Source organism: Streptomyces sp. NPDC058534 (assembly GCF_042717365.1).
In the GTDB taxonomy this organism is placed as follows: domain Bacteria; phylum Actinomycetota; class Actinomycetes; order Streptomycetales; family Streptomycetaceae; genus Streptomyces.
On the sequence record NZ_JBHXNW010000002.1, the window covers coordinates 147972 to 174477 of the forward strand.

Genomic DNA, 26506 nt, shown 5'->3' on the forward strand with positions numbered 1-26506 from the left:
ACCGGCCCGGCACACCTCGCGTACCGACGACTTTCACACCGGCGCCACCGGACCCTTCCCTGACGTTTACTGCCCCTGGAACACTCCTTTCGCGCGCAATCCGTCATCATCCGGCACCGTCCCGGCCGGTTGAACCCCCCAAGGCGAGAGGTCTCCCACCCCCATGCCAGACGTCAACCGCCGCAGGTTCCTCCAACTCGCGGGCGCTACCTCCGCGTTCAGTGCGCTGTCCGCGAGCATCGAGCGGGCCGCCGCGCTCCCGGCCAACCACCGCTCGGGGACGATCGAGGACGTCGAACACATCGTCGTCCTGATGCAGGAGAACCGTTCGTTCGACCACTACTTCGGCAAGCTGCGCGGTGTCCGCGGCTTCGGCGACCCGCACCCGGTGACGCTGGACAGCGGCAGGTCGGTGTGGCATCAGCCGGGCAGCGACGGCAAGGAGGTGCTGCCGTTCCGCCCGGAGGCCGACGACCTGGGCATGCAGTTCCTCGAAGGGCTCCCGCACGGCTGGTCCGACGGCCAGGACGCCTACCACGACGCGAAGTACGACCGGTGGCTGCCCGCCAAGGGCACCACGACCATGGCGTACCTGACCCGCGAGGACATCCCCTTCCACTACGCGCTCGCCGACACCTTCACCGTCTGCGACGCCTACCACTGCTCCTTCATCGGCTCCACCGACCCCAACCGCTACTACCTGTGGTCGGGCCACACGGGCAACGACGGCAAGGGCGGCGGCCCGGTCCTCGGCAACGACGAACTGGGCTACGACTGGACCACGTACCCCGAGCGGCTTGAGGCGGCCGGGGTCTCCTGGAAGATCTACCAGGACATCGGCGACGGCCTGGACGCGGCCGGCCACTGGGGCTGGATCGACGACGCCTACCGCGGCAACTACGGCGACAACTCGCTGCTGTACTTCAACAAGTACCGCAACGCCAAGCCCGGCGACCCCCTGTACGACAAGGCGCGCACCGGCACCGACGCGAAGAGCGGCGAGGGGTACTTCGACCGGCTCCGCGCCGATGTCACGGCGGACCGGCTGCCGAAGATCTCCTGGATCGCCGCTCCCGAGGCCTTCTCCGAGCACTCCAACTGGCCGTCGAACTACGGTGCCTGGTACATCTCCCAGGTCCTGGACGCGCTCACCGCCAACCCGGCGGTGTGGGCGAAGACCGCCCTGTTCATCACCTACGACGAGAACGACGGCTTCTTCGACCACCTCGTGCCGCCGCTGCCGCCGAAGTCCGCCGCGCAGGGCCTGTCCACCGTCGGCGTCTCCCTCGACGTCTTCAAGGGCAGCGCCAGTCACCGCGAGGGCTTCTACGGGCTCGGCCCGCGCGTGCCCATGCTGGTCGTCTCGCCCTGGAGCAAGGGCGGATACGTCTGCTCCGAGACCTTCGACCACACCTCGGTCATCCGGTTCATGGAACGCCGCTTCGGCGTGCGCGAGCCCCAGATCTCGCCGTGGCGGCGCGCCATCTGCGGCGACCTGACCAGCGCCTTCGACTTCTCCCGCAAGGACAGCCGTCCGGCCGCCCTGCCGGACACCGATGCCTACGAGCCGCCGGACCGCGAACGCCACCCCGACTACCGTCCGACGCCGCCCGCGGACCCGGACATGCCCCGGCAGGAGCGCGGCCGGCGCCCCACCCGCCCGCTGCGCTACGCCCCGCACGTGGACGGCGCCGTGGACGCCGCGGCCGGGAAGTTCACGCTCACCTTCGCCTCCGGCGCGGCGTCCGGTGCCGCCTTCCTCATCACCGCCGGCAACCGCACCGACGGCCCCTGGACGTACACCACCGAGGCCGGCAAGAGCATCGCGGACACCTGGAACTCGGCGTACTCGAAGGGCTCGTACGACCTGACCGTGCACGGCCCCAACGGCTTCCTGCGCGCCTTCAAGGGCACCAACAAGGCCGCCGGACCCGAGGTCACCGCCCGGCACACCGGCGACGACGTCCGGCTGACCCTCACCAACAGCGGCACCGGAGTGGTCCGCCTCCGGGTCGAGAACGCCTACGGCGGCCGGAGCAAGACCCTCACCGTGCGTCCCGGCACCACCGTGCGCCACACCGTCGACCTGGCGGGGAGCCGCCGCTGGTACGACCTGACCGTCACCTCCGAGTCCGACCCGGCGTTCCTACGCCGCTTCGCCGGCCACGTGGAGAACGGGCGCCCCGGGGTGAGCGACCCGGCGCTCGTCACCGACTGACCCGGGCCGGTCTCAGAGCCGGGTGAGGTGCCCCGGTCCCGGCTGCCGGGGCACCAGCGTCTTCAGCCCGTCCGGCTCCGGGGCCGGCGCGGGGGGCACGGCATGGGCGTCGTCGGGCTGTACCGGCGTCGCCCGGCTCAGCTGGACCACGCCCCAGGCGGCCAGCGCCGCACCGGTCAGTGCGAGCAGTACGCCGCCCGGGCCGCCCCGCAGCCGCTCCCCGAGCAGCGAGAGCCCGATGACCGCGGCGGCCACCGGATTGGCCAGCGTCACCACGGCGAGCGGGGCGCCCAGACCGCCCCGGTACGCCGTCTGCGACAGCAGCAGGCCGCCCGCCGCGAAGCCCGCCACCAGCACCGCCACCCCGATCACCTGCGCGCTGAGCAGCGGGTCCGAGCGCTCCGCGACGGCCACCGTGACCGTCTGGGTGAGCGCCGAGGCCACCCCGGAGGCGATGCCGGACGCCGTCGCGTGCCGCAGCCCGGGCCGGGCGCCGGGCCACGCCAGCACGCCGATCAGCGCGGCCGTCGCGCCGGACACCGCCAGCGCCTCGGACCCGCTCAGGGAGTCGTCGGGCGCGGGCCCGGACGCGGTGAGCAGCAGCGCGCCCAGCCCCAGCAGCGTCAGCCCGGTGCCCCGCCACTCGACCGCGCTCACCCGCCGGCCCGCCAGCCGCGCCCCGAGGGGCACCGCCGCGACCAGGGTGAGCGCCCCGAGCGGCTGCACCACGGTGAGGGGGCCGTACCGCAGGGCCACCACGTGCAGCAGGGCGGCCGACGCGTTGAGCGCGACCGACCACCACCAGGCACCGGACGCCAGCAGCCGGAGCGCCCCCGCGCCGACTCCGCGCGAGGCCAGCCGTTCCTGGGCGACGGCCGCGGCGGCGTAGGCGCACGCGGAGACCAGGGACAGCAGGACGGCGACGAGAGCGGCGTTCACCGGACCGCCCCGACCAGCTCGTGCCCGGCCGCCGACCGGCGCCGCGGCTGCGGTCGGCGCAGCGGCAGGGAGCACCGCGGCCGGTGCGGCGGGCGAAGCACCGCGAGCGCCAGGCCGAGCAGGGCCGTGGCCGCGACCACATCCGGCCAGTAGTGGTTCGCGGTGCCCACGATCACCAGCAGGGTCAGCAGCGGATGCAGCAGCCACAGCCACCGCAGCCGGGACCGGGTCGCGACGACCAGGCCGACCGCCACCATCAGCGCCCAGCCGAAGTGCAGGGACGGCATCGCCGCGAACTGGTTCGACAGCTCGTCCGTGGCGGGCGGCCCGTACACCGAGGGGCCGTACACCCGGGCCGTGTCGACCATCCCGGCGGCCGGCACCCGGCGCGCCCACACGTAGTGCGCCGGCCGTCGCAGGTAGAGCCCCCCGGTCACGAGCAGCAGCTCACGGACGAGCGGCGGGCGCGCGGACGTGCCCGGCCCCGCCTGTGGAGGCTCCGCTTCCGCGGGCTCGCTGCGGGCGTTCATCCCCCGGCCCCTTCGCTGACGGTGGTGCGTGTGGCTCACGGGTACGGGGCCGTACGACGGTTCTCATCGATACGACCTCGTTCCGATACGACAGTGTACCGATACGCTCGGGTACCGGTACACTTGCGTATCGATAGACGCTCGACACACACTTGAGGCACACCGGACGAGGAGCAGGGATCATGACGTCGCAGGCCGCGGACCGACCGGAACCGGTCGGCGCCTCGCGCCGCTCCAAGATCACGCCCGAGCGTGAGCAGGAGTTCTTCGACGCCGTGCTCGAACAGATCCGGGCCTGCGGGTACGACGCCGTCACCATGGAGGGCATCGCCGCCAGCACCAGGTGCAGCAAGTCCACGCTCTACCGGCAGTGGAAGACCAAGCCCCAGTTCGTGGCCGCCGCGCTGCGCTCGCACCGGCGGGTGCGCTTCGCCGGCATCGACAGCGGGTCGCTCGCCGAGGACCTGCGCCAGGCGGCCCGCATCGCGGGGGAGTGGTCCGGCAAGGACACCCTCCTCCAGGCGCTCGGGCACGCGGTCATGCAGGACCCGGAGCTCCAGCGCGCGCTGCGCGAGGCGCTGGTGGAGCCGGAGATCGCCGCGCTGCGGGAGATCCTGCGGCGCGGGGTCGAGCGCGGCGAGGTCGACGCGGACCATCCGGCCCTGGAGTACGTGCCGGCGCAGATGTTCGGCGTGCTGCGGATGCGGCCCGTCGTCGAGGGCGAGTACGCCGACGCGGAGTACCTCGTCCGGTTCGTGGAGGCCGTCGTGCTCCCGGCACTCGGCCTCCCCTGAGACCCAGGCCGCCGTCCTCGGGATGACTGGACGGCGGTCTGCCCGCGCCGCACCGTGGGGACGGGGGCGGCGCGCACCCCCGGCCGGGCCGGGGCGCCCTCTGAGCGGAGGGGCGCCCCGCCCGGCCGACCGACGTCCGGCGCCGGGTCCGGTCGGGTCCGGTCAGACGTCCTGCCCGTTGCCGCCCCCGGCGGCGCCCGCCTCGATGCCCTTGGTGATCTCGTCGAGCACGGCCTGCTTCTCCCCGACGTCGACGCCGAAGCGGACCACGACGATGCGCTCGGGTGCGGCGGGCGAGGGGAGGGCGAGCGACTGGACGTACCCGTCGGCGCCCTTGGCGGTGACCGCCTGCCAGCGGACCAGGTAGCCCTTCTGCCCGGCGACCGTGACCGCCTTGGACGCCAGTTCCTTGTGCGAGGTGATCCCGCCGTAGGACTTGCCGCCGTAGGACTCCTCGGCGTTCGCCTCGATGTCGGCCTTCGCGACCTCCTCCGCGGTGTCGCCCTTGGTGCGCAGCACCATCGCCGGGGCCGAGTAGGCGCCGCCCTTGGTGCAGGTCTTGGAGGTGTCGCCGGGGCACTTGTAGCTGTCGTCGGACATGACCGACGCGCCGACCTCCGCCTGTTGCCCGGACCAGCCGTCCGGGATGGGCAGGCTGATCCCGCTCAGCCGGTCCGGCACCGACCCGCTGTCGATCGTCGGCGGCTCCGACTCGCCCGGCGAGTCCGGCGCGGGCGACTCGCCGCCCCCGCCGTCACCTCCGCCGTCGTCCCCGCGCGAGTCGCCGAAGGGGTCGTCCTCGCCGCCGGGGTCGCGCCGCTCCTGCTGTGAGGATCCCGCGCTGTCGCCGTCCGAGCCGTCACCGGCCAGCGCGTACACGCCGACACCGATGCCGGCCAGCACCGCCACCGCCGCCGCGACGGCTATGCCGGTACGCAATCGGCGTCGCCGCGCGGAGGGCGGCTGCACGGGCATGCCCGGATAACCCTGGTGCACGGGGTACTGCCCCGGCGCCGCACCCGGCGCCGGCGGCTGCGCGGGAGGGGCCCACGCGGCGTCCTGCCCGGCGGGGCGGACCTGGTCCGTCCACGCCTTGCCGTCCCACCAGCGTTCGGTGGCGGGACCGTCCTGCTTCTGTCCGGGGTCCGGGTACCACCCGGGAGGAGTCACCTGCGTCATGTGCCCACCGTATGAGGCGTCGGTGAAAGCCGGATGAGAGACCCCGGCCGCGATTCCCGCGGCCGGCCCGTCCGCCGACCCGCCACCGCCCCGCGGCAGCGACGAGTTGACGCCGCCCGCCCGGCACCACCGCAGCTGACGGGCCCGGCGCGTCGTCCGGGCTTTACCGCATGTCACCCGTCACGGCAACTGCTCGCCGGACCACGCACCACGTGCCCGGCCGGAGGGCTAGGCTCAGTGCTCGTACGCCGTTCGGGCGACTTGGGGAGGTAGCGGGATGACGGAGGTACGGCGGGCGGTCGCCGCCTCGGCCTCCCTCTGGGAGCGCGACGAGGAAGTCGCCACCATCACGCGGGCGGTCGACACCCTCTACGCCGACCGCTCGTCCCCCGGCCTGCTGCTGGAGGCACGCGGCGAGGCCGGGGTGGGCAAGAGCGCGCTGCTCGCCGAGACCCGCCGCATCGCCGAGGCGCTCGGCTGCACCGTCTGGTCGGCACGCGGCGGCGAGACCCTGCGGCCCGTCCCCTTCAACGTCGTACGCCAACTCCTCCAGCCCGCGCTGGTGTCGATGCTTCCCGAGGAGGCCCGCGAGTACCTCGGCGACTGGTACGACATCGCCGGCCCCGCCCTCGGCATAGCGGACCCCGGTGAGCGGCAGGCCGACCCGCAGGGCGTGTGCGACGGCCTGGTCGCCGCCGTGCGCCGCCTCGCCCGCCGGGAGTGGCCGCTGGTGCTGCTGATCGACGACGCCCACTGGGCCGACCAGGAGACCCTGCGCTGGCTCGCCGCGCTCGCCGGCCGGCTCGACGAGACCTCCGTCCTGATCGTCCTCGCCCGCCGCCCCGGCGACGTGAGCGGCGACAGCGCCCGCCACCTCGACGAGGCCGCCGCCGTGGGCCGGCCCCTCGCCCCGCTGAACGCCCTCACCCCCGACGCGACGGCCGGACTGACCCGCGCCACGCTGGGAGCACACGCCGACGCCGCGTTCTGCCGCGAGGTGTGGGCCGTCACCGGCGGCAACCCCTACGAGACCGTCGAACTCCTCGCCAAGGTCCAGGACAGCGAAGTGCGGCCGGTCGAGGCGGAGGCCGCCGAACTGCGCGCCCTGAACCGCTCCGCCCGGGGCGGCGGACTCGTCGCCCGCCTGGAACAACTCGGCGTCGACTCCACCCGGTTCGCCTGGGCCGCCGCGATCCTCGGCGGCGGCATCACCGTCGACATGGTGGCCCGCCTCGCCACCCTCGACCGCGCCGACGCGGCCCGCTGCGCCGAGCTGCTGTGCGACGCCCGCATCCTCGCCGCGACCGACCCCGTGCCCGGCCAACCGGGCGGCGGCGGCCTGGAGTTCGTCCATCCGCTGATCGCCACCGCCGTCTACAACTCCATCCCCGACGCGCTGCGCACGGCGATGCACGGCATAGCGGCCCAACTGGTCACCGACTCCGGCCTCGGCGCCGCGGCCGCCTCCCGCCACCTGCTCCAGGTGTATCCCGACGACGACCAGGAGGTCGTCGAGCAGCTGCGCGAAGCCGCCCGGGAACACCTTGCCGTCGGAGCCCCGGACGCGGCCCGCCGCTGCCTGGAACGCGCGCTGCAGGAACCGCCGTTGCCCGACGCCCACGCGCGTGTCCTCTTCGAGCTGGGCTGCGCCACCCTCCTCACCGCGCCCGCCACCACCATCGGCCACCTGCGGACCGCGCTCGCCATGCCCGGCCTGGACGGCGAGCAGCGCGTCGACGCCGTCTTCCGGCTCTCCCAGGCCCTGCTCCACAACGACCAGCTGGAGGAGGCCGTCCGCACCGTCGAGGCGGAGGCCGCCCGCAACCCGGACCCGTCCGCGCGGCTGCGGCTCCAGGCCGTCCAGTACATGTGGGAGGGCATCCACGCGGGTGAGACGTCCTCGCCCCGCCGCTCCGCGCGCCTCGCCGAACTCGCCGCCACCTGCACCGGCCGCGACAACGCCGAGCGCGCCCTGCTCATCCTGCGCGGCTTCGACGCCATGACGCACGGCGAGAGCGCCGAGGAGGTCGTCGAACTGTGCGACCGGGCCCTGGTCAACGGCCGCCTCGCACCCGGGCTCGGCTGGACCGACACCGAGTGGGGCCTGGAACTGCCCATGATGCTGGCCAGCTCCTACGCCTACGCCGACTGGCTCGACCGCGCCGAGGCACTGTTCACCGAGGCCCTGCGCGCCTACGAGACGGCCGGCTGGAGCGGCGGCCACCTCTCCCTCGCGCACGCCTACGTCGGCCTCGGGCACCGCAGGCGGGGCCGCCTCAAGGAGGCCGAGAAGTCGCTGCGCGAATCACTGCGCATCGCCGAACGCGTCGGCCGCGGACTGCCGTTGTACTGGTCGGCGATCTGCAACCTGATCGACACCCTGCTGGCCCGCGGCCATGTCGCCGAGGCCCGGACCCTCGCCGACCAGTACGGCTTCGCCCCGCCCTACCCGTCGACGATCGTGCTGCCCGACCCCCGCTCCGTGCGCGGCCGGCTGCTGCTGGCGACCGGCCGCACCGAGGAGGGCGTCAACGAGCTGGAGGCCGCCGAGAAGGCCGCCGCCGCCCGCGGCCGGCACAACCCGGTGGTGGTGCCCTGGGCGACCGAACTGGCCCGCGCCCTCGCCACCGAGGACCCCGGCCGCGCCGCCCGGCTGGCCACCGACGCCCGCCGCCAGGCCGAGCGCTTCGGCACGGACACCGCCATAGGAGAGGCCCTCCGCTGCGCCGCCGCGCTGGAGACCGGCCAGCGCGCGGTCCGGCTCGCCGCCCAGGCCGTCACCTACCTGGAGGCCTCACCCTGCCAGTACGAACACGCCGCCGCCCGCGTGGAGTACGGCATCGCGGCCCGCTCGGCGGCCGAGCTGAACCGGGGCCTGGCGCTGGCCGACTCGTGCGGCGCCGACGGGCTGGTGGCACGGGCCCGCGAGGCACTGGCGGTGGTACACGCGGGCTGACGCCCGCCCCACCCGGGGGGCCTCACCCCGGGGTGCCGTCCTCCTCGGCCAGCACCCGCTGGGCCGTCGCGAACGCCGAGTTCGCCGCCGGTACCCCGCAGTACACCGCCGTCTGGAGCAGCACCGCACCGATCTCGTCCGGCGTCAGCCCGTTGCGCCGCGCCGCCCGCACATGCATGCCCAGCTCCTCGTAGTGGCCGTGCGCGATCAGCGCGGTGAGCGTGACCATGCTGCGCTCACGGCGCGACAGTGTCCCGTCGGTCCAGATCTCGCCCCACGCGTAGCGCGAGATGAAGTCCTGGAAGCGGGCGGTGAACGGGGACTGGCGGGACTGCGCCCGGTCCACGTGCGCGTCGCCCAGCACCTCGCGCCGTACCGCCATGCCCCGCCGGGCGTCACCGTCGAGATGCGCCCGCAGGGCGGTCAGCACCGCCTCCGGACGCTCGGCAGGCGCCAGGTGCGAGGCGCCCGGGATCTCCGTCAGCGTCGCGCCCGGCACCGCGTCGGCGATCTCCCGTAGATGCGCGGGCGGCGTGGCCGGGTCCTCACGGCCGGCGATCAGCAGCGTGGGCGCGGTGATGTCACCGAGCCGGTCCCGCAGGTCGAAGGCGGCCAGCGCGTCGCAGCAGGCGGCGTAGGCACCCGGGTCGGCGTCCCGGTGGTCCCGGACCAGCCGCGGCACGGTGAACCCGGGGGTGAACCACCGCGCGTCCGCGCCGTCCGCGAGCCGCGCCAGCCCCTCCGCGCGCACCTGCGCGGCCCGCTCCTCCCACGGCTTCGCGCCGTTGAAGTGCGCCGACGAGCAGACGACCGCCAGGGACGACACCCGCTCCGGATGGTGCACGGCCAGGTGCAGGCCCACCGCCCCGCCCAGCGACACCCCGGCGTAGGCGAACCGTTCCACCCCGAGCGAGTCGGCGAGGGCCAGCACCAGCCCGGCGAGGTCACCGACGGTGGCGCCCGGTCCGATGAGGGCCGCCGCCGAACCGCCGTGCCCGGGCAGGTCCCAGCGGATCACCCGGTGCCCGGTGGACAGCTCGGGCGCCACCGCGTCCCACAGGGCGTAGGAGGTGCCCAGCGACGGTCCGAGCAGCAACGGGGGAGCGGAGGAAGGGCCTTCGGTCAGGTGGTCGAGCATGGTCAACGTCGCTCCAGAGCACGGTCGGTCAGGGCTCCCGCGGAGCCGGTGTAACGGGCGGGGTCGGTGAGCGCGTCGAGGTCCAGGCCCCGCAACTCCGGCATCTCGGCGAGCAGTTCACGCAGGGTCCGGTCCTCGGCGTACGTGCGCGCCGCCAGTTCGGTGAGCAGCGCCCTGGCGCGGGACCGCCCGAGCACCGGCGTCAGTTCGGCGGCGAGCCGCTCGGACACGATCAGCCCGTGGGTGTCGCCGAGGTGCGCCCTCATCACGTCCGGCCGCACCCGGAGCCCCTCGGTCAGCTCGGCGGCGTCACGGGCCGCGCCGCCGGCCAGCCGCAGCAGGTCGCGCAGCGGCTCCCACTCGGCGTGCCAGGCGCCCGCCGGACGCTCGTCCTCGGCGGTCAGCGAGCCGTACAGCACCGCCGCGAGCTGCGGCGCGCGCCGGGCCGCCGCCGCGATCAGCGTGGACCGTACGGGGTTGGCCTTGTGCGGCATCGCCGAGGAACCGCCGCCGCCGCCCTCGGCGACCTCGCCGATCTCGGTCCGGGAGAGTGTCAGCACGTCGGCGGCGATCTTCCCGAGCGCCCCGGCGACGAAGGCGAGGGCGCCGGCCAGGTCGGCGACCGGGGTGCGCAGCGTGTGCCAGGGCAACAGGGGTGCCCGCAGCCCCAGTTCGCGGGCGTACGCCGCGGGCAGGGCGGTGGGGTCCGGCGCGCCGTACGCCCCGAAGGCGGCCAAGGTGCCCGCCGCGCCCCCGAGTTGAGCGGGCAGGGTGTCCCGTACGGCGGCGACGCGGTCCCGCGCGTCAAGGACCAGCGCGCGCCATCCGGCCGCCTTCAGCCCGAAGGTCGTCGGCACGGCGTGCTGGGTGAGCGTGCGGCCCGGCATCGCCGTGTCCCGGTGCTCGGCGGCCAGCAGGGCCAGCGCCCGTTCCGTACGCGTGAGATCGGGGAGCAGCAGGTCCAGGGTGTGGGCGGCGACCAGCATCGTCGCCGTGTCCATGATGTCCTGGCTGGTCGCCCCCCGGTGCACGTACGGCCCGTACTCCTCACCGACCGCCTCCGTCAGGTCGGCCACCAGCGGGATGACCGGGTTTCCGCCGCTCCGGGCGCGTTCGGCCAGCGACCGCACGTCGAACCGGGCCGGATCATCGGCGGCCTCCGTCACCGCGGCCGCCGCCCCTGCCGGCGCGAGTCCCAGCGCGGCCTGGGCGCGGGTCAGGGCCGACTCCGCGTCCAGCAGGGCCCGCAGATACGCGCGGTCGCCGGTCGCCGACGCGGCCGGCGAGCCCGCCCACCCGGGGGCGAGCAGGCTCGTGCCGGCGTCGCCGGGATCCGCGGGTGATGTCACTGGAACTCCAGGAAGACCGTCTCGCCCTCGCCCTGAAGGCGGATGTCGAAACGGTACGTCCCACGGCCCTCGTCCGCCGCGACCAGCGTGTCGCGGCGCTCCGCCGGCACCCGGGCCAGCAGCGGGTCGGCGGCGAGCAGCGCCTCGTCGTCCGGCAGGTAGATCCGGGTGTACAGGTGCACGAGCAGTCCGCGCGCGAAGACGCACACGCTGACGTAGGGCGCGTTCCGCCCGCGTGCCCCGGGCCGCAGTGTCCGCGCGTACCAGTGGCCGTTCGCGTCGGTCTGGATCCGGCCGAAGCCGGTGAACTCCACGCCGTTGCGGCCGAGGAAGCCGCCGGAGGCGGGATCGCGCCGCATGGAGCCGTCGGCGGTCGGCGTCCTGCCCTCGGTGTCAGGACCCCACAGCTCCACGAGCGCGTCCGGCAGCGGGGCGCCCTCCCCGTCGTACACGTACCCGTGCACGGTGACCGTGTCGGGATGTCCGGCCGGCGCGACGTCCTCGCCGCCGGGGAAGGGCAGCGCGTACCCGTAGAACGGGCCGACCGTGTGCGACGGCGTGGGCAGGACCTGCCCGGGCTCGCTGGTGTCGATCTTCGTCATGGGGGTCAGCGTCCTTCTTCGATCCAGGTGGCGTTCGGGCCGTCGAGCACGATGTCCCAGTGGTAGCCGAGCGAGAACTCGGGCACGGACAGGCTGTGGTCGTACGTCGCGACGAGCCGCTGCCGGGCGGCGTCGTCCGTCACGGACTGCAGGATCGGGTCGTACGGGAACAGCGGGTCGCTCGGGAAGTACATCTGCGTCACCAGCCGCTGCGTGAACGCCGACCCGAACACCGAGAAATGGATGTGCGCCGGACGCCAGGCGTTGACGTGGTTGCGCCACGGGTAGGGGCCCGGCTGCACGGTGGTGAAGCGGTAGCAGCCGTCGTCGTCGGAGAGCGTGCGGCCCACGCCGGTGAAGTTCGGGTCCAGCGGCGCGTCGTGCTGCTCGCGCTGGTGCGCGTACCGCCCCGCCGAGTTCGCCTGCCAGATCTCGACGAGCTGGCCGCGCACGGGCCTGCCGTCCCGGTCGAGCAGCCGGCCGGAGACGGTGATGCGCTCGCCGACCGGCTCCCCGGTGTGCTGCCGGGTCAGGTCGTTGTCGATCCCGGTGAGGTCCCGCTCCCCGAAGGCGGGGGAGGACAGCTCCACCAGCTCCGGGTCCTGGCGGACGTCGATGGCGATCGGCGGCTGCTTCGGGTGGCGCAGCACCGAGGAGCGGTACGGGGCGTAGTCGCGGCGCGGGTGGTGCTCGACGGGCGCGCCGTCGGCGACCCGCTTCTCGTACGCGGCGTGCTCCGCCGCGATCTCCGCGTCGATGTCGTGCTGGGTGAGAGTCATGGGGGTTCCCGTGGGTGACAGGGGCTTGGCTAGGGGCTGTTGTTTGGATCAGGTCGCAGGTAAGTGACGTTACTGATCAGCGCCGGTGAGCGGGGTCTGGTGCGTGCAGCTGCAAGGCGGAGGAGGGCGACAGGGCGGAGCCCTGGCAACCGACGACAACGCGGCAGATGTGCGTGCCAGACCCCGCGTCTGCGGCATGATCCAAACGACAGCCCCTAGCGGTCGAGGACGAGGGCCAGGCCCTGGCCGACGCCTATGCAGAGGGTGGCGACGCCGGTGCCGCGCCCCTTGCGGGCCAGCTGGTGGGCGACGGTCCCGGCGAGGCGGGCACCGGAGGCGCCCAGCGGGTGGCCCAGCGCGATGGCTCCGCCCTGGGGGTTGAGGATCGCGGGGTCGAACTCCGGCCACTCGGCGACACAGCCGAGTACCTGGGCGGCGAAGGCCTCGTTGAGTTCGAGGACGTCCAGGTCGGCGAAGGTCCGCCCGGCCTTGGCGAGGGCGCGGTGCACGGCTTCGACGGGGGCGAGACCGAAGTACTGCGGGTCGGTCGCCGAGACGCCGGTCGCGGAGATCCGGGCGAGCGGTTCGCGGCCGGTGACCTTCAGGCCCTCCTCGTCGACCAGCAGGAGCGCCGCGGCGCCGTCGTTGAGCGGCGAGGCGTTGCCGGCCGTGACCGTGCCGTCGGTCCTCCGGAACGACGGCTTGAGCTTCGCCATCGCCTCCAGTGAAGCGGTCGGGCGTACGCACTCGTCGGCGGCGAAGTCCACGGGGTCGCCCTTGCGCTGCGGCACCGGGACGGGCGCGAGTTCGGCGTCGAACAGGCCGTCCGCCTGGGCGCGGGCGGCCTTGTGGTGGGAGGCGAGCGCGTACTCGTCCTGCCGCTCGCGCGTGATCCCGTGCTTGTCGGCGATCAGTTCGGCCGACTCGCCGAGCGGGATGGTCCACTGCGGGTCCATCCGCGGGTTGACCATGCGCCAGCCCAGGGTGGTCGAGTACAGCTCGGTGTGCCCGGCCGGGAAGGGCCGCTCCGACTTGGGCAGGACGTACGGCGCCCGGGTCATCGACTCCACCCCGCCCGCGAGGGCGATCGAGGCGTCGCCGACGGCGATGGCGCGGGCGGCCTGGATCACGGCTTCGAGCCCGGAGGCGCACAGCCGGTTCACGGTGACACCGGGGACGGTGGTGGGCAGGCCGGCCAGGAGGGCGGCCATCCGGGCGACGTTGCGGTTCTCCTCACCGGCGCCGTTGGCGTTGCCGACGTAGACGTCCTCGATCCGGGACGGGTCCAGGGCGGGGGTGCGGGCGAGGAGTTCGCGGATCGCGTGCGCGGCCAGGTCGTCCGGGCGTACGCCCGCCAGGCCGCCGTTGTACTTGCCGAACGGGGTGCGGACCGCGTCGACGACGTAGACGTCCTTCACTTCGCTTCCTCCGCGACGACGAGCTCGGCATCGGTCCTGGCGGTGATCTCGTCGACGCTCACGCCCGGCGCGGTCTCGACCAGGACCAGGCCGTCGGCCGTGACGTCGAGGACGCCGAGGTCGGTGATGATCCGGTCCACGCACGCCTTCCCGGTGAGGGGCAGCACGCACTCCTGGAGGATCTTGGGTGAGCCGTCCTTGGCGGTGTGCGTCATCACCACGATCACTGTGCGGGCCCCGTGGACCAGGTCCATCGCCCCGCCGATCCCGGTGATCATCTTGCCCGGGACGGCCCAGTTGGCCAGGTCCCCGCCCGCCGACACCTGCATCGCCCCCAGCACGGCGACGTCGATGTGCCCGCCCCGGATCATGCCGAAGGACAGCGCGGAGTCGAAGAACGCGGCACCCGGCAGCACCGTCACCGTCTCCTTGCCCGCGTTGATCAGATCGGGGTCCACCTCGGACTCGGTCGGGTACCGGCCGGTGCCGAGGATGCCGTTCTCCGACTCCAGGGTGACCTCGACGCCCTCGGGGAGGTGGTTGGGGATCAGCGTCGGCAGGCCGATGCCGAGGTTGACGTACTGGCCGTCCTTCAGTTCCCGCGCCGCCCGCGCGGCCATCTCCTCACGCGTCCAGGCCATCAGGAACTCACCGTCCGCCGCTCGATCTTCTTCTCCGCCGCCTGCTCCGCCGTCAGCGCCACCACGCGCTGCACGAAGATGCCGGGCAGATGCACTTCGTCCGGGTCGATCCCGCCGGGCTCCACCAGCTCCTCCACCTCCGCGATCGTCACCCGCCCGGCCATCGCGGCCAGCGGGTTGAAGTTCCGGGACGACTTGGCGAACACCAGGTTCCCGTGCCGGTCGCCCCTGGCCGCACGTACCAGCGCGAAGTCGGTACGGATGCCGCGCTCCAGTACGTACTCGGTCCCGTCGAACTCGCGGACCTCCTTGGGCGGGGAGGCCAGCGCGACCCCGCCGTTGCCGTCGTAGCGCCAGGGCAGACCGCCGTCGGCCACCTGGGTGCCGACGCCGGCCGGGGTGTAGAACGCGGGGATCCCGGCCCCGCCGGCCCGCAGCCGCTCGGCCAGCGTGCCCTGCGGGATCATCTCCACCTCCAGCTCCCCGCCGAGGTACTGGCGCGCGAACTCCTTGTTGGCGCCGATGTAGGACCCCGTCACGCGGGCGATCCGGCCGGCGGCCAGCAGCACCGCCAGCCCGGACTCCATCGCCCCGCAGTTGTTGGAGACCACCGACAGGCCGCCGGTGCCGCGCTCGTGCAGCGCCTGGATCAGTATGTTCGGCACACCGCTCAGCCCGAAGCCGCCCACCGCGAGCGACGCGCCGTCGGGTACGTCGGCCACCGCCGCACCGGCCGTGGCCACCACCTTGTCCATCGAGAAGCCCCATCTCCGCGCCAATTAATCAGGGCACTGAGTATTTCAGCGAGATGCTCGACACGCTGCCATCGACCGGCCGAGGCGTCAAGGCCCTGCAAAGTGCGAGTTAGATCGCTTGCCGTGGTGTCAGGCGGTTCGCGGCGGGCCGATGTATCGTCAGTGCACCTACGAAGTGACTACGGGAGAGCGCATGGCAGCGGTCGATCTGACCACCCATCCCGGACACCTGGCCCGGCGGCTGCAGCAGGCGCACTACCTGCTGTGGAACACGATGGTCTCCGAGGAGACCACCTCACCGCAGTTCGCCGTCCTGAACGCCCTCGTCGCCGAGCCCGGCCTGGACCAGCGCACGGTGGGGGAGCGGGTGGGCCTGGACCGGTCCACCATCGCCGAGGTGATCAGCCGGCTGGGCCGCCGCGGGCTGCTCGACAAGGTCCGGGACCAGCAGGACGGCCGCCGCTTCCTGCTCCGGCTGACCGACGAGGGGCTGCGCGTCCACCGCAGGCTGAGCGTGCGGGTCGCCCGCATGAACCAGGTGTTCCTCGCCCCGCTCTCGGCCGACGAGCGGACCACGTTCTTCGACCTGGTCCGCCGGGTCGCGGACGCCGCCGAGGGGCTGCGCAACCCGGAGTCGTCCGGGGTGCCGGGCTGACTCGGGGCCGACGGCTCAGGAGCCGCCCGCGAAGATCACCCACACCTGGCCCTCGGCGAAGTTCAGCGCGGCGCCGTCGCCGTTGGTGAAGCTCGTGCCGTCCGCTGCCGTGCCGCGCTTCCACGTGGCGTCGTACGCCCTGCCGTCGCGCAGCACCTCCGCACGGCCCGAGCCCACCGACTCGACGTAGGGGGAGTTGCTGCCGCGGAAGTCGCGGAAGGCGGACTCGCGCACCGTCACGTGCTGCACGACGACCGTGGCCGGCGCAAGGCGTTCGCCGTCGGCCGTGCGGGCCGGTGAGCCGTCCAGGGAGACCAGCCACCGGTCCTCGCTTCCGGACCAGGTGAAGGTGAAGCTCGTCGAGGGGTAACGCACCGTGCGGGAGGACTCCGCCCGGCCGCCCTCGGGAGCCTCGCCGAAGGTGAAGCCCGTGGTGAGCGCCCCGGCACCCGCGGGCTCGGCCGGCAGCTCGCCGGGCCGCAGGTAGAGGTTGTGCGGGGCCTGACGGTCGTCGTCGCGGACGTAGGCGTCCGGGGCCTCGCCCGGCGTGGCCGCGCGCAGCGGAGCCTTCTCGATGAGCGGCAGCAGCTTGCTCTGGGCGCCGGAGAACGCCAGCGTCGGCCGGTCGAACTGGCGCAGCAGTTCCAGGTCGGACTCCCGGGCGCTGCGCACCGGCCCCACCTCCTCGGGCAGCTCGGTCGCGTAGAGCGCCATCAGGCGGCTCAGCCCGCCCTCCACCGGCTCCGCGTAGACGACGTCCGCGGCCTCCAGGCCCGTCTGCGGCCGGGCCTCGGGCGCGTTGTCGACCTTCACGGCGAGCACCGGGCCGGCGGCCGGTGCCGAGGCGTGCGACCGCTCCGGCTCCGGCGCCCGTCCGTCGTCCTTGCTGCCCGACCCCCCGGTGCAGCCCGCGGCCAGGGCGACGGCCGCTGCCACGGTCACCAGCGCGGCACCGCGCGCACCGCGTGCACCGCGTGTTCCTTGCGAGCCGCGCTCGTGCGTCCCTCGTTGCATCCCGACCATCCGTCCGCCCATCCCGTGTCATTGATTGTGCGCCTCTTGCAGCATTTAGTGCCATACCTGATCGAATCTGACAGGGCACACGGAGCGAGGCAGACAATCCGCTGTTCGGCCGAAACCCGGGGCCGGTTCAGCGGCGCGGGCCCCGGGTACCCGGCCGCCACGCAGGACCGACGCGCACGGCCACGGAGGGAGCGCGGGCGATGAAGGCAGTGACATGGCAGGGCAAGCGGGACGTACGGGTGGAGGAGGTGCCCGACCCGCGGATCGAGGAACCGACCGACGCGGTCATCCGTGTCACCTCCTCGGGGCTGTGCGGCTCCGACCTGCACCTCTACGAAGTGCTCACACCGTTCATGACGCCGGGCGACATCCTCGGCCACGAGCCGATGGGCATCGTCGAGGAGGTCGGGTCCGAGGTGACCGGCCTGAAGCCGGGCGACCGGGTCGTGGTGCCGTTCCAGATCGCGTGCGGGCACTGCTACATGTGCGGCAGCGGCCTGCCGACCCAGTGCGAGACCACCCAGGTCACCGGCGAGGGCATGGGCGCCCCGCTGTTCGGCTACACCCGGCTGTACGGCGCGGTGCCCGGCGGCCAGGCCGAGTACCTGCGCGTACCACAGGCCCAGTTCGGCCCGATCAAGGTGCCCGAGGGCCCGGCCGACGACCGCTTCGTCTACCTCTCCGACGTGCTGCCCACCGCCTGGCAGGCGGTCGCCTACGCCGACATACCCAAGGGCGGCAGCATCGCCGTGCTCGGCCTCGGCCCGATCGGCGACATGGCCTGCCGGATCGCCCTGCTCAGGGGGGCCGGCCGGGTGTTCGGCGTGGACCTGGTGCCGGAGCGGTTGCGGCGCGCCCGCGAACGGGGCGTGGAGACCTTCGACCTGCGTGCCTTCGACAGCGAGAAGGAACTGGTCGCCGCGATGCACCAGGAGACCGGGGGCCGCGGTCCCGACGCCGTGATCGACGCGGTCGGCACCGAGGCGCACGGCGGGGCCGTGGCCAAGCTGGTCCAGCAGACCGCGGCGCTGATGCCCCGGTCCATCGGCGGCCCGCTCGCGGAGCGGTTCAGCGTCGACCGGCTCGCCGCCCTGTACACCGCGATCGACCTGGTCCGCCGCGGCGGCACCATCTCGCTCTCGGGCGTGTACGGGGGCATGGCCGACCCGATGCCGATGCTGACCATGTTCGACAAGCAGATCCAGCTGCGCATGGGGCAGGCCAACGTACGCCGCTGGAGCGACGAGATCGTCCCCCACCTGACCGACGAGGACCCGCTCGGCGTCGACGACTTCGCCACCCACCGGGTGCCGCTGGCGGACGCGCCGCACGCGTACGAGATGTTCCAGAAGAAGCAGGACGGCGCGGTCAAGGTGCTCATGAAGCCGTGAGCGCCCGGGCCCCGGGGCGTCCCGGGAGGAGCCCTCACGGTCCGCCGAGGATCTCCGCGAGGTCGTAGCGGACCGGCTCCTCCAGCTGGGCGTAGGTGCAGCTCTCCGGCGTCCGGTCCGGGCGCCAGCGGCGGAAGCGGGCCGTGTGCCGGAAGCGCGCCCCGTTCTCCATGTGGTCGTACGCCACCTCGACGACCCGCTCCGGCCTGAGCGGCACCCAGGACAGGTCCTTCTTGCCGGACCAGCGGCTCGGGGCGCCCGGCAGCCGCGCCCCCTCGTGCGCCGACTCCTCCGCCCAGGCGGCCCACGGATGGCCCCCAGCGTCGTCCATGCGCAGCGGCTCCAGCTCCTCCACCAACTCGGCGCGGCGCTTCATGGTGAAGGCGGCGCTCACCCCCACGTGCTGGAGGACGCCCCGGTCGTCGTACAGGCCGAGCAGCAGCGAGCCGACCACGGGGCCGCTCTTGTGCAGGCGGTACCCGGCGACGACCGCATCCGCCGTCCGCTCGTGCTTGATCTTGTACATGGCCCGCTCGTCCTGCCGGTAGCGCAGGTCGAGCGGCTTGGCCACGACCCCGTCGAGCCCCGCCCCCTCGTACCGCTCGAACCACTGCCGGGCCACCTCGATGTCGTCCGTCGCCGGTGCCACGTGCACGGGCGGCGTCACCCCGGACAGCGCCCGCACCAGCAGCGCCCGCCGGTCGGCCAGCCCCACGTCGAGCAGCGACTCGTCGTCCAGGGCCAGCAGGTCGAAGGCGACCAGCGAGGCCGGCGTCCTCTCGGCCAGCATCCGCACCCGGGAGTCCGCCGGATGGATCCGCTCGGTCAGCGCGTCGAAGTCCAGATGCCCCTCCCGCGCGATCACGATCTCCCCGTCCACCACACACCGCTCCGGCAACCGCTCCCGCACCGCCGCCACCAGCTCCGGAAAGTACCTGGTCAACGGCTTACCGGTACGACTCCCCAGATCCACCTCGTCCCCGTCCCGGAACACGATCGCCCGAAACCCGTCCCACTTGGCCTCGTAGTGCATCCCCGGCGGAATCTTCGCCACGGACTTGGCGAGCATCGGCTTCACGGGGGGCATGACGGGAAGGCGCATGGTCCGACTGTATGAGCGCGGTGTCGTCCCCGCCTGATATGCGAAGCCAAGGCCGTGCGCCTACCGTGGCTCGCATGGCGGAAGCGGTGGAACTGGAGGCGGGTGGTCGGACCGTGCGGCTGTCCAGCCCGGGGAAGGTCTTCTTCCCGGAGCGCGGCTACACCAAGCTCGACGTGGCCCGGTACTACCAGGCGGTGGCCCCCGGCATCCTGCGCGCCCTGCGCGACCGCCCCACCACCCTCCAGCGCTACCCGGACGGGGTCGGCGGCGAGTGGTTCTACCAGAAGCGCGCACCCAAGGGCATGCCCGACTGGATCCCGACCGCGCACATCACCTTCCCCAGCGGGCGCAGCGCCGACGAGATGTGCCCCACCGAGGAGGCGGCGGTCCTGTGGGCCGCCCAGTACGGCACCCTCACCTTCCACCCCTGGCCGGTGCGGCGCGCCGACGTCGACCACCCCGACGAACTGCGCATCGACCTCGACCCGCAGCCCGGCACCGACTACGACGACGCGGCCCGCGCCGCCCACGAACTGCGCACGGTACTGGAGGAGTTCGGCGGACTGCGCGGCTGGCCCAAGACCTCGGGCGGACGCGGCATTCACGTCTTCGTGCCGATCGAGCCGCGCTGGACCTTCACCCAGGTGCGGCGCGCCGCCATCGCCGTCGGCCGCGAGATGGAACGGCGGATGCCGGACCGGGTGACCATCAAGTGGTGGAAGGAGGAGCGCGGCGAGCGCATCTTCATCGACTACAACCAGACCGCCCGCGACCGCACCATCGCCTCCGCCTACTCCGTGCGCCCCCGCCCGGGCGCCCCGGTCTCCGCGCCGCTGAACTGGGACGAGGTGGGCGTCGCGCACCCGCAGGACTTCGACATCACGACCATGCCCGCGCGCTTCGCCGAACTCGGCGACGTGCACGCGGGCATGGACGATCAGCGGTACTCCCTCGACGCCCTGCTGGAACTGGCGACGAAGGACGAGCACGACCACGGGCTCGGCGACCTGCCGTACCCGCCCGAGTATCCGAAGATGCCGGGGGAGCCCAGCCGGGTGCAGCCGAGCCGGGCCAGGAAGCAGGATCCTGGCCCGGACGGGCCTACAACTCCTTGATCCGGACGTCCCGGTACGAGACGACGTCCGTCGTGCCGTGCACCTGGAGTCCGACGTAACCGGAGGCGAACCGCCGCCCGTCCGTGCCCGGGTCGTCCGAGCGCGGCGGGGTGAAGTCCTGGCCGCCGATGTTGTCGAACTCGTTGATCAGCACGCCGTTGCGGAAGACGGAGTAGTGCTGGTCGACCACGCGGATCTCGTAGTCGTTCCAGGTGCCCTTCTCCGTCACCCCCGCGCCGGCCAGACCCACCCGGTCGAAGCCGTAGAGCGAGCCGGTCTTGTACATGTCGCCGGTCGGGCCGTCGAAGACCTGCACCTCGTGGCCGTACTTGATGGCGACCCACTCCGGCCGGGACTCCTCCGGGTGGTCGTGGACCTGCGGGAAGCGTACGAACACGCCGCCGTTGGTGTTGGCGGTCCCCGCCGCGTCGTCCCGCCACTGGAGCTTCAGCGAGAAGTCGCCGTACTTGCGCTCGGGGAACCACAGCATGCCCATGCCGGGCGTGGTGGTGCTGGAGGTGATCGATCCGTCCGCGTTCAGCCCGAACGAACCGCCGCCCACCTGCTGCCACTTGGCGAAGGACGCCTGGGTGCCGTCGAGGATGGTGCGGTAGCCCTCGGTCTGGCCGGGCTTGCCGATCCCGGACTGGCGGGCGGCCTTGTTGATCGCCTTGAACTCCCGGTTGTCGACGACCCCCTCGTCCCGGAGCGTGTCCAGCACCTCACGCACGTGCTTGAGGAAGAGCTGCTGGGACGTCCACTCCTTCTCGTCCTCGATCATCTCGTTGATCCGGCACCGGTTGTTGGTGACCCGGTTCGGCACACCGGTGTCCACCGTGCCGACGATCACCGTCTGGCGCTCGTCGAACTCCGGGCAGGGCGGCCCCGGAACCTGGCCCGCCACCACCGTGAAGCTCACGGTCACCGGCTCGGAGGTGTTGCCGGCCTTGTCGCTCGCCCGGTACGCCACGGTGTGCCGGCCGACGCGGTCGACGACCACGGGGTCGGTGTACGCCAGGTAGGGCCCGGCGTCCAGCGAGTACTCCACACCGGCCACGCCGGAGCCGCCCTCGTCCGTGGCGTTGACGGTCACCTTCGCGCTGCCGACGTACGCGCCGTCGGAGTCCTTGGTGCCGTCCACCGTCGCGCCGGTCACCGGCGGCGTGGTGTCCTGCGGGGGAGCGGCGACCACGGTGAAGGCGACGCTCTTCTCCGCGGCGACGTTGCCCGCCTTGTCGGTGGCCCGGTAGCGGACCGTGTGCTCGCCGACCTCGTGCACCATGACGGGCGCGGTGTACGCCTGCCAGGCGCCGTCGCCGACGGCGTACTCGATGGTGTTGACGCCGGAACCGGTGTCGGAGGCGGTGACGGTCACCGTCGCCATGTCGATGTAGGCGCCGTCGGGGTTCTTCTCGCCGCTGACCGTCGCCGAGGTCTCCGGCGGGGCCGTGTCGTCGGTGTCGGGGGCGACCACGGTGAAGTCGACGCTCTTCTCGGCGGCCGCGTTGCCCGCCTTGTCGAACGCCCGGTAGCGCACCTTGTGGTCGCCCACCTGGTCGACGACGACCGGCGTGGTGTACGGCTGCCAGGCGCCGTCGGCACCGATCGCGTACTCGACCCGGTCGACGCCGGAGCCGCCCTCGTCGGTGGCGGCGACGGTCACGCTCGCCGAACCGACGTACTGCCCGTCGGCGTTCTGCGTGCCGCCCACCTCGGCCGAGGTCGCGGGCGCGGTGGTGTCGTCGCCACCGCCGCCCTCGGTCACGGTGAGCACGCCCGTCATCTGGCCGTGCCCGGGGATCGTGCAGTGGTACTTGTACTTGCCCGGGGTCAGGGTGACCTCGGCGGTGTACTTGCCGCCCTGGGCGTCGCCCGGGTTGGCGAGGATGTTCAGCTGGACGTCGCTGTTGTACTCCGGGTCGCTGGTGACGAACGTCAGCGTGTGCGGCATACCGGTGGTGTTGCCGGTCGCCTCACTGTTCTCGAAGACGATCGTGGCCGGTCCGGCCACCGCCGTCTCCGGCGCGGACGTGTACTTGGTGATGTCGTCGCCGGCGGTCCAGGTCAGCACCTGGTCGGCCGCCTCGGCGCGCGGCGCGGGCCGCCCGTCCTGGGCGGACGCCGTCTGCAGTCCGAGCATCATCAGCAGGCCGGCCAGCAGCGCGGCCCACATTCTTCGTTGGCGTATCACTCGGTCCCCCTGGCCAGTTGTCCGGCGGCCGGCGTCGGGCCGCCGCCCTCGTAGGTGACCCGCCACAGGGCCGACTTGGCGTCCGAGGTGAAGAAGCCGCGGCCGTAGTCGAGGACGTACAGCGCGCCGTCCGGGCCGAACTTCCAGCCCATCAGGTTCTTGATGCCGTCGCTGCCGACCGGCACGATCTTCTTCAGGGACTCCGAGTGCACCGGCAGACCGCCGTCGCCCTGGGTCTTCGGGTCCATCAGCACCGCGTTGCGCGGCTGGTCGGAGTCGTAGAAGTCACCGACGAACCACTTGCCGTCCCAGTACGCGGGCCACTTGGTCTCGCTGGTGCTGTCCGCGTCGTAGCGGTAGACCGGGCCGTTCATCGCGGCCTGGCCGCCGCCCTTGAGCCAGGGCAGCTTGTAGGTGGCCTCGTCCTGGTCGTACGACGGGATCCCGTTCTCGTCGCGCGGGAAGTCGGGGCCACCGCCCTGCGGCGAGTACCAGATGTTGTTGCCGGTCACCGGCGGCAGGTTGACCAGGCCGTCGTTGTTCGGCGACTCGTTCTTCGGGGCGTCGCAGTCGTACCAGCCCAGCGGCTTCGACGGGTCCGGCAGGTTCCGGTCCCGGTACGGCTGCTTGTTGCCCATGCAGTACGGCCAGCCCCGGTTGCCCGCCTCGGTGATCGCGGCGAACGTGTCGTACTTCGCGGGGCCCCACGTCGGCGAGGGAGCGCCCGCGTCCGGTCCGACCCACCCGGCGTAGAGGGTGTCGGTCGCCTTGTCGACGGAGATGCGCGCCGGGTTGCGGACGCCCATCACATAGATCTCGCCGCGCGTCTTGCCACCGCCCTCGGCGGTCTCCTCGCCGGTGAAGAGGTTGCCCTCGGGGAGCGTGTAGGTCCCGTCCGGCTCCGGGTGGATGCGCAGGATCTTGCCGTTCAGGTTGTTGGTGTTGCCGGCGGTGCGGCGCGCGTCGGCGAAGGACACGCCCTTGAAGTTGGGCTCCGGGTTGTTGCCGGAGTAACCGCCGCTGAAACCACTGGAGTTGTTGTCACCGGTGGCGATGTACAGGTTCCCCTTGGAGTCCCAGGCCAGCCCGCCGCCCGCGTGGCAGCAGCTGTGGATCTGCACCGGCCACTTCAGCAGCACCTTCTCGCTGCCCAGGTCCAGCTTGTTGGTCGCCTGGTCGAGGGTGAAGCGCGAGACGCGCCGCTCGGCCATGTGGGTCTCGCGGTTGATCTCGGAGTGCGGCGTGTAGTGCAGGTAGACCCAGCCGTTCTCGGTGAACTCCGGGTCCAGCTCGATGCCGAGCAGGCCCTCCTCGACCTTGATCAGCTCGTCGCCGCCGCCCTTGTTGCCGAAGATGGTCAGGGCACCGGCGAGGGTGACCTTCTTGGTCTTCGGGTCCCAGACGTGGATCTCGCCCTTGCCCTTGCCGATGTTCGGGTCGTTCCAGTCGGTGACCACGGGCTGGGAGGAGTCGGCGCCGCCGCGGCCGATGTAGAACACCCGCCCATCGGGCGCGGTGACCAGGCCGTGCGGTTCGCCGATCTGGTCGTTCTGGCCCGGCTGGTTGGGCTGGGTCAGCCGCTCGGCCTCGTAGTTGCCGGTGATGGTGGCCTTGCAGTCGGCCTGCGCCAGCCGCGACGTCCACAGCAGGGCGCCGCGCAGGTGCGAGCGGAACTCCGTCTCGTCGTACGACGACACCGTGCCGCCCATGCCGGTGTAGAAGGACCGGCCGCCGTCGTAGTCGCGGCACCAGCTGACCGGGTGGTCCCAGCCGTTGGCGCTCTCCCCGGGCGCGTACGTCGACTCGCGCACCCGGGCGACGGTGTGCACGTCACCGGACGGGTTCTGCTGCCAGTTGAGCCACTCGTCGGGCCGCTTCCACTCCGTCGGCAGGTCCTTGGCGGCCGGATGACGCCGGTCGCCGACCTCGACGGTGGCCCGCTGGACCTTGGTGGGGCTGGAGGCCGCCGGACGGGCGCCGACCAGACCGGTGAACCAGTCCGAGTACGGCTCCGCGCGGGCCGCGTCGTGGATGCCGACGAACCCGCCGCCGGCCTCCATGTACGCCTCCAGGCCCGCCTCCTGCGCCGGATCGAGGACGTCGCCGCCCCCGGTCAGGAACACGATCGCGTTGAAACGGCCGAGCTTCTTCTCGTTGGTGAAGACGTCGGCGTTGTCCGTGGCCTGGACCTGGAAGCGCTCCTTCTGCGGGCCGGACAGCCCGATCCGCTCGATGGCCGCGATCCCGGCGTTCACGACCGGCGATTCGTCACCGGCCGCGGCGGAACCGTAGAACACCAGCACACGTACGTTGGAGCCGCCCGGGGGCGACTTGATCGACATCGTTGTCAGGGACGGATCCGGCGCCGGACGTGCGCTGGCGGTCGGGCCAGACAGCAGTCCCGCGGCGACGAAGCCGGCGGTGGCGAACGCCGCCCATCCTCTTCTTCTCGCGCTCAACCCTCTCAAGGGCATGGGCACCTCCTCGGTCACGGCAGCAGCGCCAAGGAAGCTAGACCTCTTTGCGTGGTTCGCCAATAGGTATGACCGGGATCCAACGAACTTTGTCCTGAGTGTGGATAAACGCGGCGGCAACCGGTACGGTCCCACAGGCTCATCACAGCCAATCAGTACTACGGCTCCGCAAATTCCGTATCAGCGTGGGGAGTTCGGCATGGACAGGCGAGGCTTCAACCGACGGGTACTGCTGGGCGGCGCGGCCGTCGCGACATCGTTGTCCATCGCTCCGGAGACCGCGGGCGCCGCCGGTGAGGCCAAGGGCGTGACCGCGAAGACGGCGCCGGCCGGGGGCGAGGTGAGACACATCAAGATGTACGCCGAGAAACTGGCGGACGGTCAGATGGGCTACGGCTTCGAGAAGGGCAAGGCGTCCGTCCCCGGACCGCTGATCGAGCTCAACGAGGGCGACACGCTGCACATCGAGTTCACCAACACCATGGACGTGCGGGCCAGCCTCCACGTGCACGGTCTGGACTACGAGATCTCCAGCGACGGCACGGCGATGAACAAGAGCGACGTCGAGCCCGGCGGCACCCGCACCTACACCTGGCGCACCCACAAACCGGGCCGCCGCGCGGACGGCACCTGGCGCTCGGGCAGCGCGGGCTACTGGCACTACCACGACCACGTGGTCGGCACCGAGCACGGCACGGGCGGCATCCGCAACGGCCTCTACGGGCCCGTGATCGTGCGCCGCAAGGGCGACGTGCTGCCGGACGCCACGCACACCATCGTCTTCAACGACATGCTCATCAACAACCAGAAGCCCCACACCGGTCCCAACTTCGAGGCCACCGTGGGCGATCGCGTCGAGATTGTCATGATCACGCACGGCGAGTACTACCACACCTTCCACATGCACGGTCACCGCTGGGCCGACAACCGCACCGGCATGCTCACCGGCCCCGACGACCCCAGCCAGGTCATCGACAACAAGATCACCGGTCCGGCGGACTCCTTCGGCTTCCAGATCATCGCGGGGGAGGGGGTGGGCGCCGGCGCGTGGATGTACCACTGCCACGTGCAGAGCCACTCCGACATGGGGATGGTGGGGCTGTTGCTGGTGAAGAAGACCGACGGCACGATCCCGGGGTACGAACCGAACGAGCACGCCCAGGGGGGCGGTGAGCAGACCGCGGAGGCGCCCGAGCACCAGCACTGAGGGCCGCCCCGAGCGCCCGCTTCCCGTCCGGCGGCTGCGGCTATCCCTGT

The 26506-nt window shown here is 72.6% G+C and carries 21 protein-coding genes; 7 read left to right on the plus strand and 14 right to left on the minus strand.

The genetic code is table 11. The features are described 5' to 3' along the window. Positions 1 to 163: 163 nt before the first annotated feature. A complete protein-coding gene (locus tag ACFWR9_RS01690) occupies positions 164 to 2218 on the plus strand; it encodes a phosphocholine-specific phospholipase C (RefSeq protein ID WP_383833840.1) in 2055 nt (684 codons plus the stop codon). 12 nt (positions 2219 to 2230) lie between these two features. Here the strand turns inward: ACFWR9_RS01690 and ACFWR9_RS01695 are convergent, their stop codons facing one another. Both ACFWR9_RS01695 and ACFWR9_RS01700 read right to left on the minus strand, forming a co-directional pair. Continuing rightward, positions 2231 to 3157 (minus strand): hypothetical protein, encoded by a 927-nt coding sequence (locus ACFWR9_RS01695; RefSeq protein ID WP_383833843.1) that lies wholly within the window; start codon positions 3155 to 3157, stop codon positions 2231 to 2233. After that, complete coding sequence (locus ACFWR9_RS01700) at positions 3154 to 3687, minus strand: phosphatase PAP2 family protein (protein WP_383833846.1); 534 nt, start codon at positions 3685 to 3687, stop codon at positions 3154 to 3156. The genes ACFWR9_RS01695 and ACFWR9_RS01700 overlap by 4 nt, the downstream gene beginning before the upstream one ends. 182 nt (positions 3688 to 3869) lie before the next feature. Between ACFWR9_RS01700 and ACFWR9_RS01705 the strand changes: the two genes are divergently transcribed. Continuing rightward, positions 3870 to 4481 carry a TetR/AcrR family transcriptional regulator gene (locus ACFWR9_RS01705; protein ID WP_383833848.1) on the plus strand — a complete coding sequence of 204 codons (612 nt, stop codon included), beginning with the start codon at positions 3870 to 3872 and terminating at the stop codon, positions 4479 to 4481. Positions 4482 to 4643: 162 nt separating this feature from the next. Here the strand turns inward: ACFWR9_RS01705 and ACFWR9_RS01710 are convergent, their stop codons facing one another. Beyond that, positions 4644 to 5660 (minus strand): DUF2510 domain-containing protein, encoded by a 1017-nt coding sequence (locus ACFWR9_RS01710; RefSeq protein ID WP_383833851.1) that lies wholly within the window; start codon positions 5658 to 5660, stop codon positions 4644 to 4646. 277 nt (positions 5661 to 5937) lie between these two features. Between ACFWR9_RS01710 and ACFWR9_RS01715 the strand changes: the two genes are divergently transcribed. Continuing rightward, the gene (locus tag ACFWR9_RS01715) at positions 5938 to 8616 is read left to right on the plus strand and encodes an ATP-binding protein (protein ID WP_383833854.1); all 2679 of its coding nucleotides are present in this window, start codon (positions 5938 to 5940) and stop codon (positions 8614 to 8616) included. Between the two features lie 22 nt (positions 8617 to 8638). On the opposite strand, the gene pcaD is transcribed toward ACFWR9_RS01715, so the two are convergent. The 7 genes from pcaD to ACFWR9_RS01750 form a co-directional block, all read right to left on the minus strand. Beyond that, positions 8639 to 9754, minus strand: coding sequence for a 3-oxoadipate enol-lactonase (gene pcaD / locus ACFWR9_RS01720; RefSeq protein WP_383833999.1), 1116 nt, complete (start codon positions 9752 to 9754; stop codon positions 8639 to 8641). A 2-nt stretch (positions 9755 to 9756) separates the two neighbouring features. Further along, positions 9757 to 11103 (minus strand): 3-carboxy-cis,cis-muconate cycloisomerase, encoded by a 1347-nt coding sequence (pcaB, locus tag ACFWR9_RS01725; RefSeq protein WP_383833857.1) that lies wholly within the window; start codon positions 11101 to 11103, stop codon positions 9757 to 9759. Then, on the minus strand, positions 11100 to 11705 hold the full coding sequence (gene pcaG / locus ACFWR9_RS01730; RefSeq protein ID WP_383833861.1) for a protocatechuate 3,4-dioxygenase subunit alpha: 606 nt from the start codon (positions 11703 to 11705) through the stop codon (positions 11100 to 11102). Before pcaG ends, pcaB begins: the two co-directional genes overlap by 4 nt. A 5-nt stretch (positions 11706 to 11710) precedes the next feature. Next, the gene (gene pcaH / locus ACFWR9_RS01735; RefSeq protein WP_383833864.1) at positions 11711 to 12484 is read right to left on the minus strand and encodes a protocatechuate 3,4-dioxygenase subunit beta; all 774 of its coding nucleotides are present in this window, start codon (positions 12482 to 12484) and stop codon (positions 11711 to 11713) included. Positions 12485 to 12699: 215 nt separating this feature from the next. Further along, positions 12700 to 13902: a thiolase family protein gene (locus ACFWR9_RS01740; RefSeq protein WP_383833867.1), complete on the minus strand. Its 1203-nt coding sequence runs from the start codon at positions 13900 to 13902 to the stop codon at positions 12700 to 12702. After that, positions 13899 to 14543 (minus strand): CoA transferase subunit B, encoded by a 645-nt coding sequence (locus ACFWR9_RS01745; RefSeq protein ID WP_383833868.1) that lies wholly within the window; start codon positions 14541 to 14543, stop codon positions 13899 to 13901. The genes ACFWR9_RS01740 and ACFWR9_RS01745 overlap by 4 nt, the downstream gene beginning before the upstream one ends. Further along, positions 14543 to 15298: a CoA transferase subunit A gene (locus tag ACFWR9_RS01750; protein WP_383833871.1), complete on the minus strand. Its 756-nt coding sequence runs from the start codon at positions 15296 to 15298 to the stop codon at positions 14543 to 14545. Before ACFWR9_RS01750 ends, ACFWR9_RS01745 begins: the two co-directional genes overlap by 1 nt. Before the next feature lie 193 nt (positions 15299 to 15491). On the opposite strand from ACFWR9_RS01750, the gene ACFWR9_RS01755 reads away from it, so the two are divergent. Continuing rightward, a complete protein-coding gene (locus ACFWR9_RS01755; RefSeq protein ID WP_383833874.1) occupies positions 15492 to 15953 on the plus strand; it encodes a MarR family winged helix-turn-helix transcriptional regulator in 462 nt (153 codons plus the stop codon). 15 nt (positions 15954 to 15968) lie between these two features. On the opposite strand, the gene ACFWR9_RS01760 is transcribed toward ACFWR9_RS01755, so the two are convergent. After that, on the minus strand, positions 15969 to 16976 hold the full coding sequence (locus ACFWR9_RS01760; RefSeq protein ID WP_383834002.1) for a DUF3048 domain-containing protein: 1008 nt from the start codon (positions 16974 to 16976) through the stop codon (positions 15969 to 15971). Positions 16977 to 17176: 200 nt separating this feature from the next. Here ACFWR9_RS01760 and ACFWR9_RS01765 point away from each other — a divergent pair, with 200 nt between their 5' ends. Continuing rightward, positions 17177 to 18367, plus strand: a complete 1191-nt coding sequence (locus tag ACFWR9_RS01765; protein WP_383833877.1) for a zinc-dependent alcohol dehydrogenase — start codon at positions 17177 to 17179, stop codon at positions 18365 to 18367. 34 nt (positions 18368 to 18401) lie between these two features. Here the strand turns inward: ACFWR9_RS01765 and ACFWR9_RS01770 are convergent, their stop codons facing one another. After that, positions 18402 to 19469, minus strand: coding sequence for an ATP-dependent DNA ligase (locus ACFWR9_RS01770; RefSeq protein ID WP_383833880.1), 1068 nt, complete (start codon positions 19467 to 19469; stop codon positions 18402 to 18404). A gap of 74 nt (positions 19470 to 19543) precedes the next feature. On the opposite strand from ACFWR9_RS01770, the gene ligD reads away from it, so the two are divergent. Beyond that, on the plus strand, positions 19544 to 20584 hold the full coding sequence (gene ligD / locus ACFWR9_RS01775; protein ID WP_383833883.1) for a non-homologous end-joining DNA ligase: 1041 nt from the start codon (positions 19544 to 19546) through the stop codon (positions 20582 to 20584). Here the strand turns inward: ligD and ACFWR9_RS01780 are convergent. Both ACFWR9_RS01780 and ACFWR9_RS01785 read right to left on the minus strand, forming a co-directional pair. Then, on the minus strand, positions 20571 to 22757 hold the full coding sequence (locus ACFWR9_RS01780) for an OmpL47-type beta-barrel domain-containing protein (protein ID WP_383833886.1): 2187 nt from the start codon (positions 22755 to 22757) through the stop codon (positions 20571 to 20573). The genes ligD and ACFWR9_RS01780 overlap by 14 nt on opposite strands. A 14-nt stretch (positions 22758 to 22771) precedes the next feature. Next, positions 22772 to 25249 (minus strand): ThuA domain-containing protein, encoded by a 2478-nt coding sequence (locus ACFWR9_RS01785; protein ID WP_383833889.1) that lies wholly within the window; start codon positions 25247 to 25249, stop codon positions 22772 to 22774. Between the two features lie 199 nt (positions 25250 to 25448). Here ACFWR9_RS01785 and ACFWR9_RS01790 point away from each other — a divergent pair, with 199 nt between their 5' ends. Beyond that, complete coding sequence (locus ACFWR9_RS01790) at positions 25449 to 26456, plus strand: multicopper oxidase domain-containing protein (protein ID WP_383833892.1); 1008 nt, start codon at positions 25449 to 25451, stop codon at positions 26454 to 26456. Positions 26457 to 26506 lie beyond the last annotated feature (50 nt).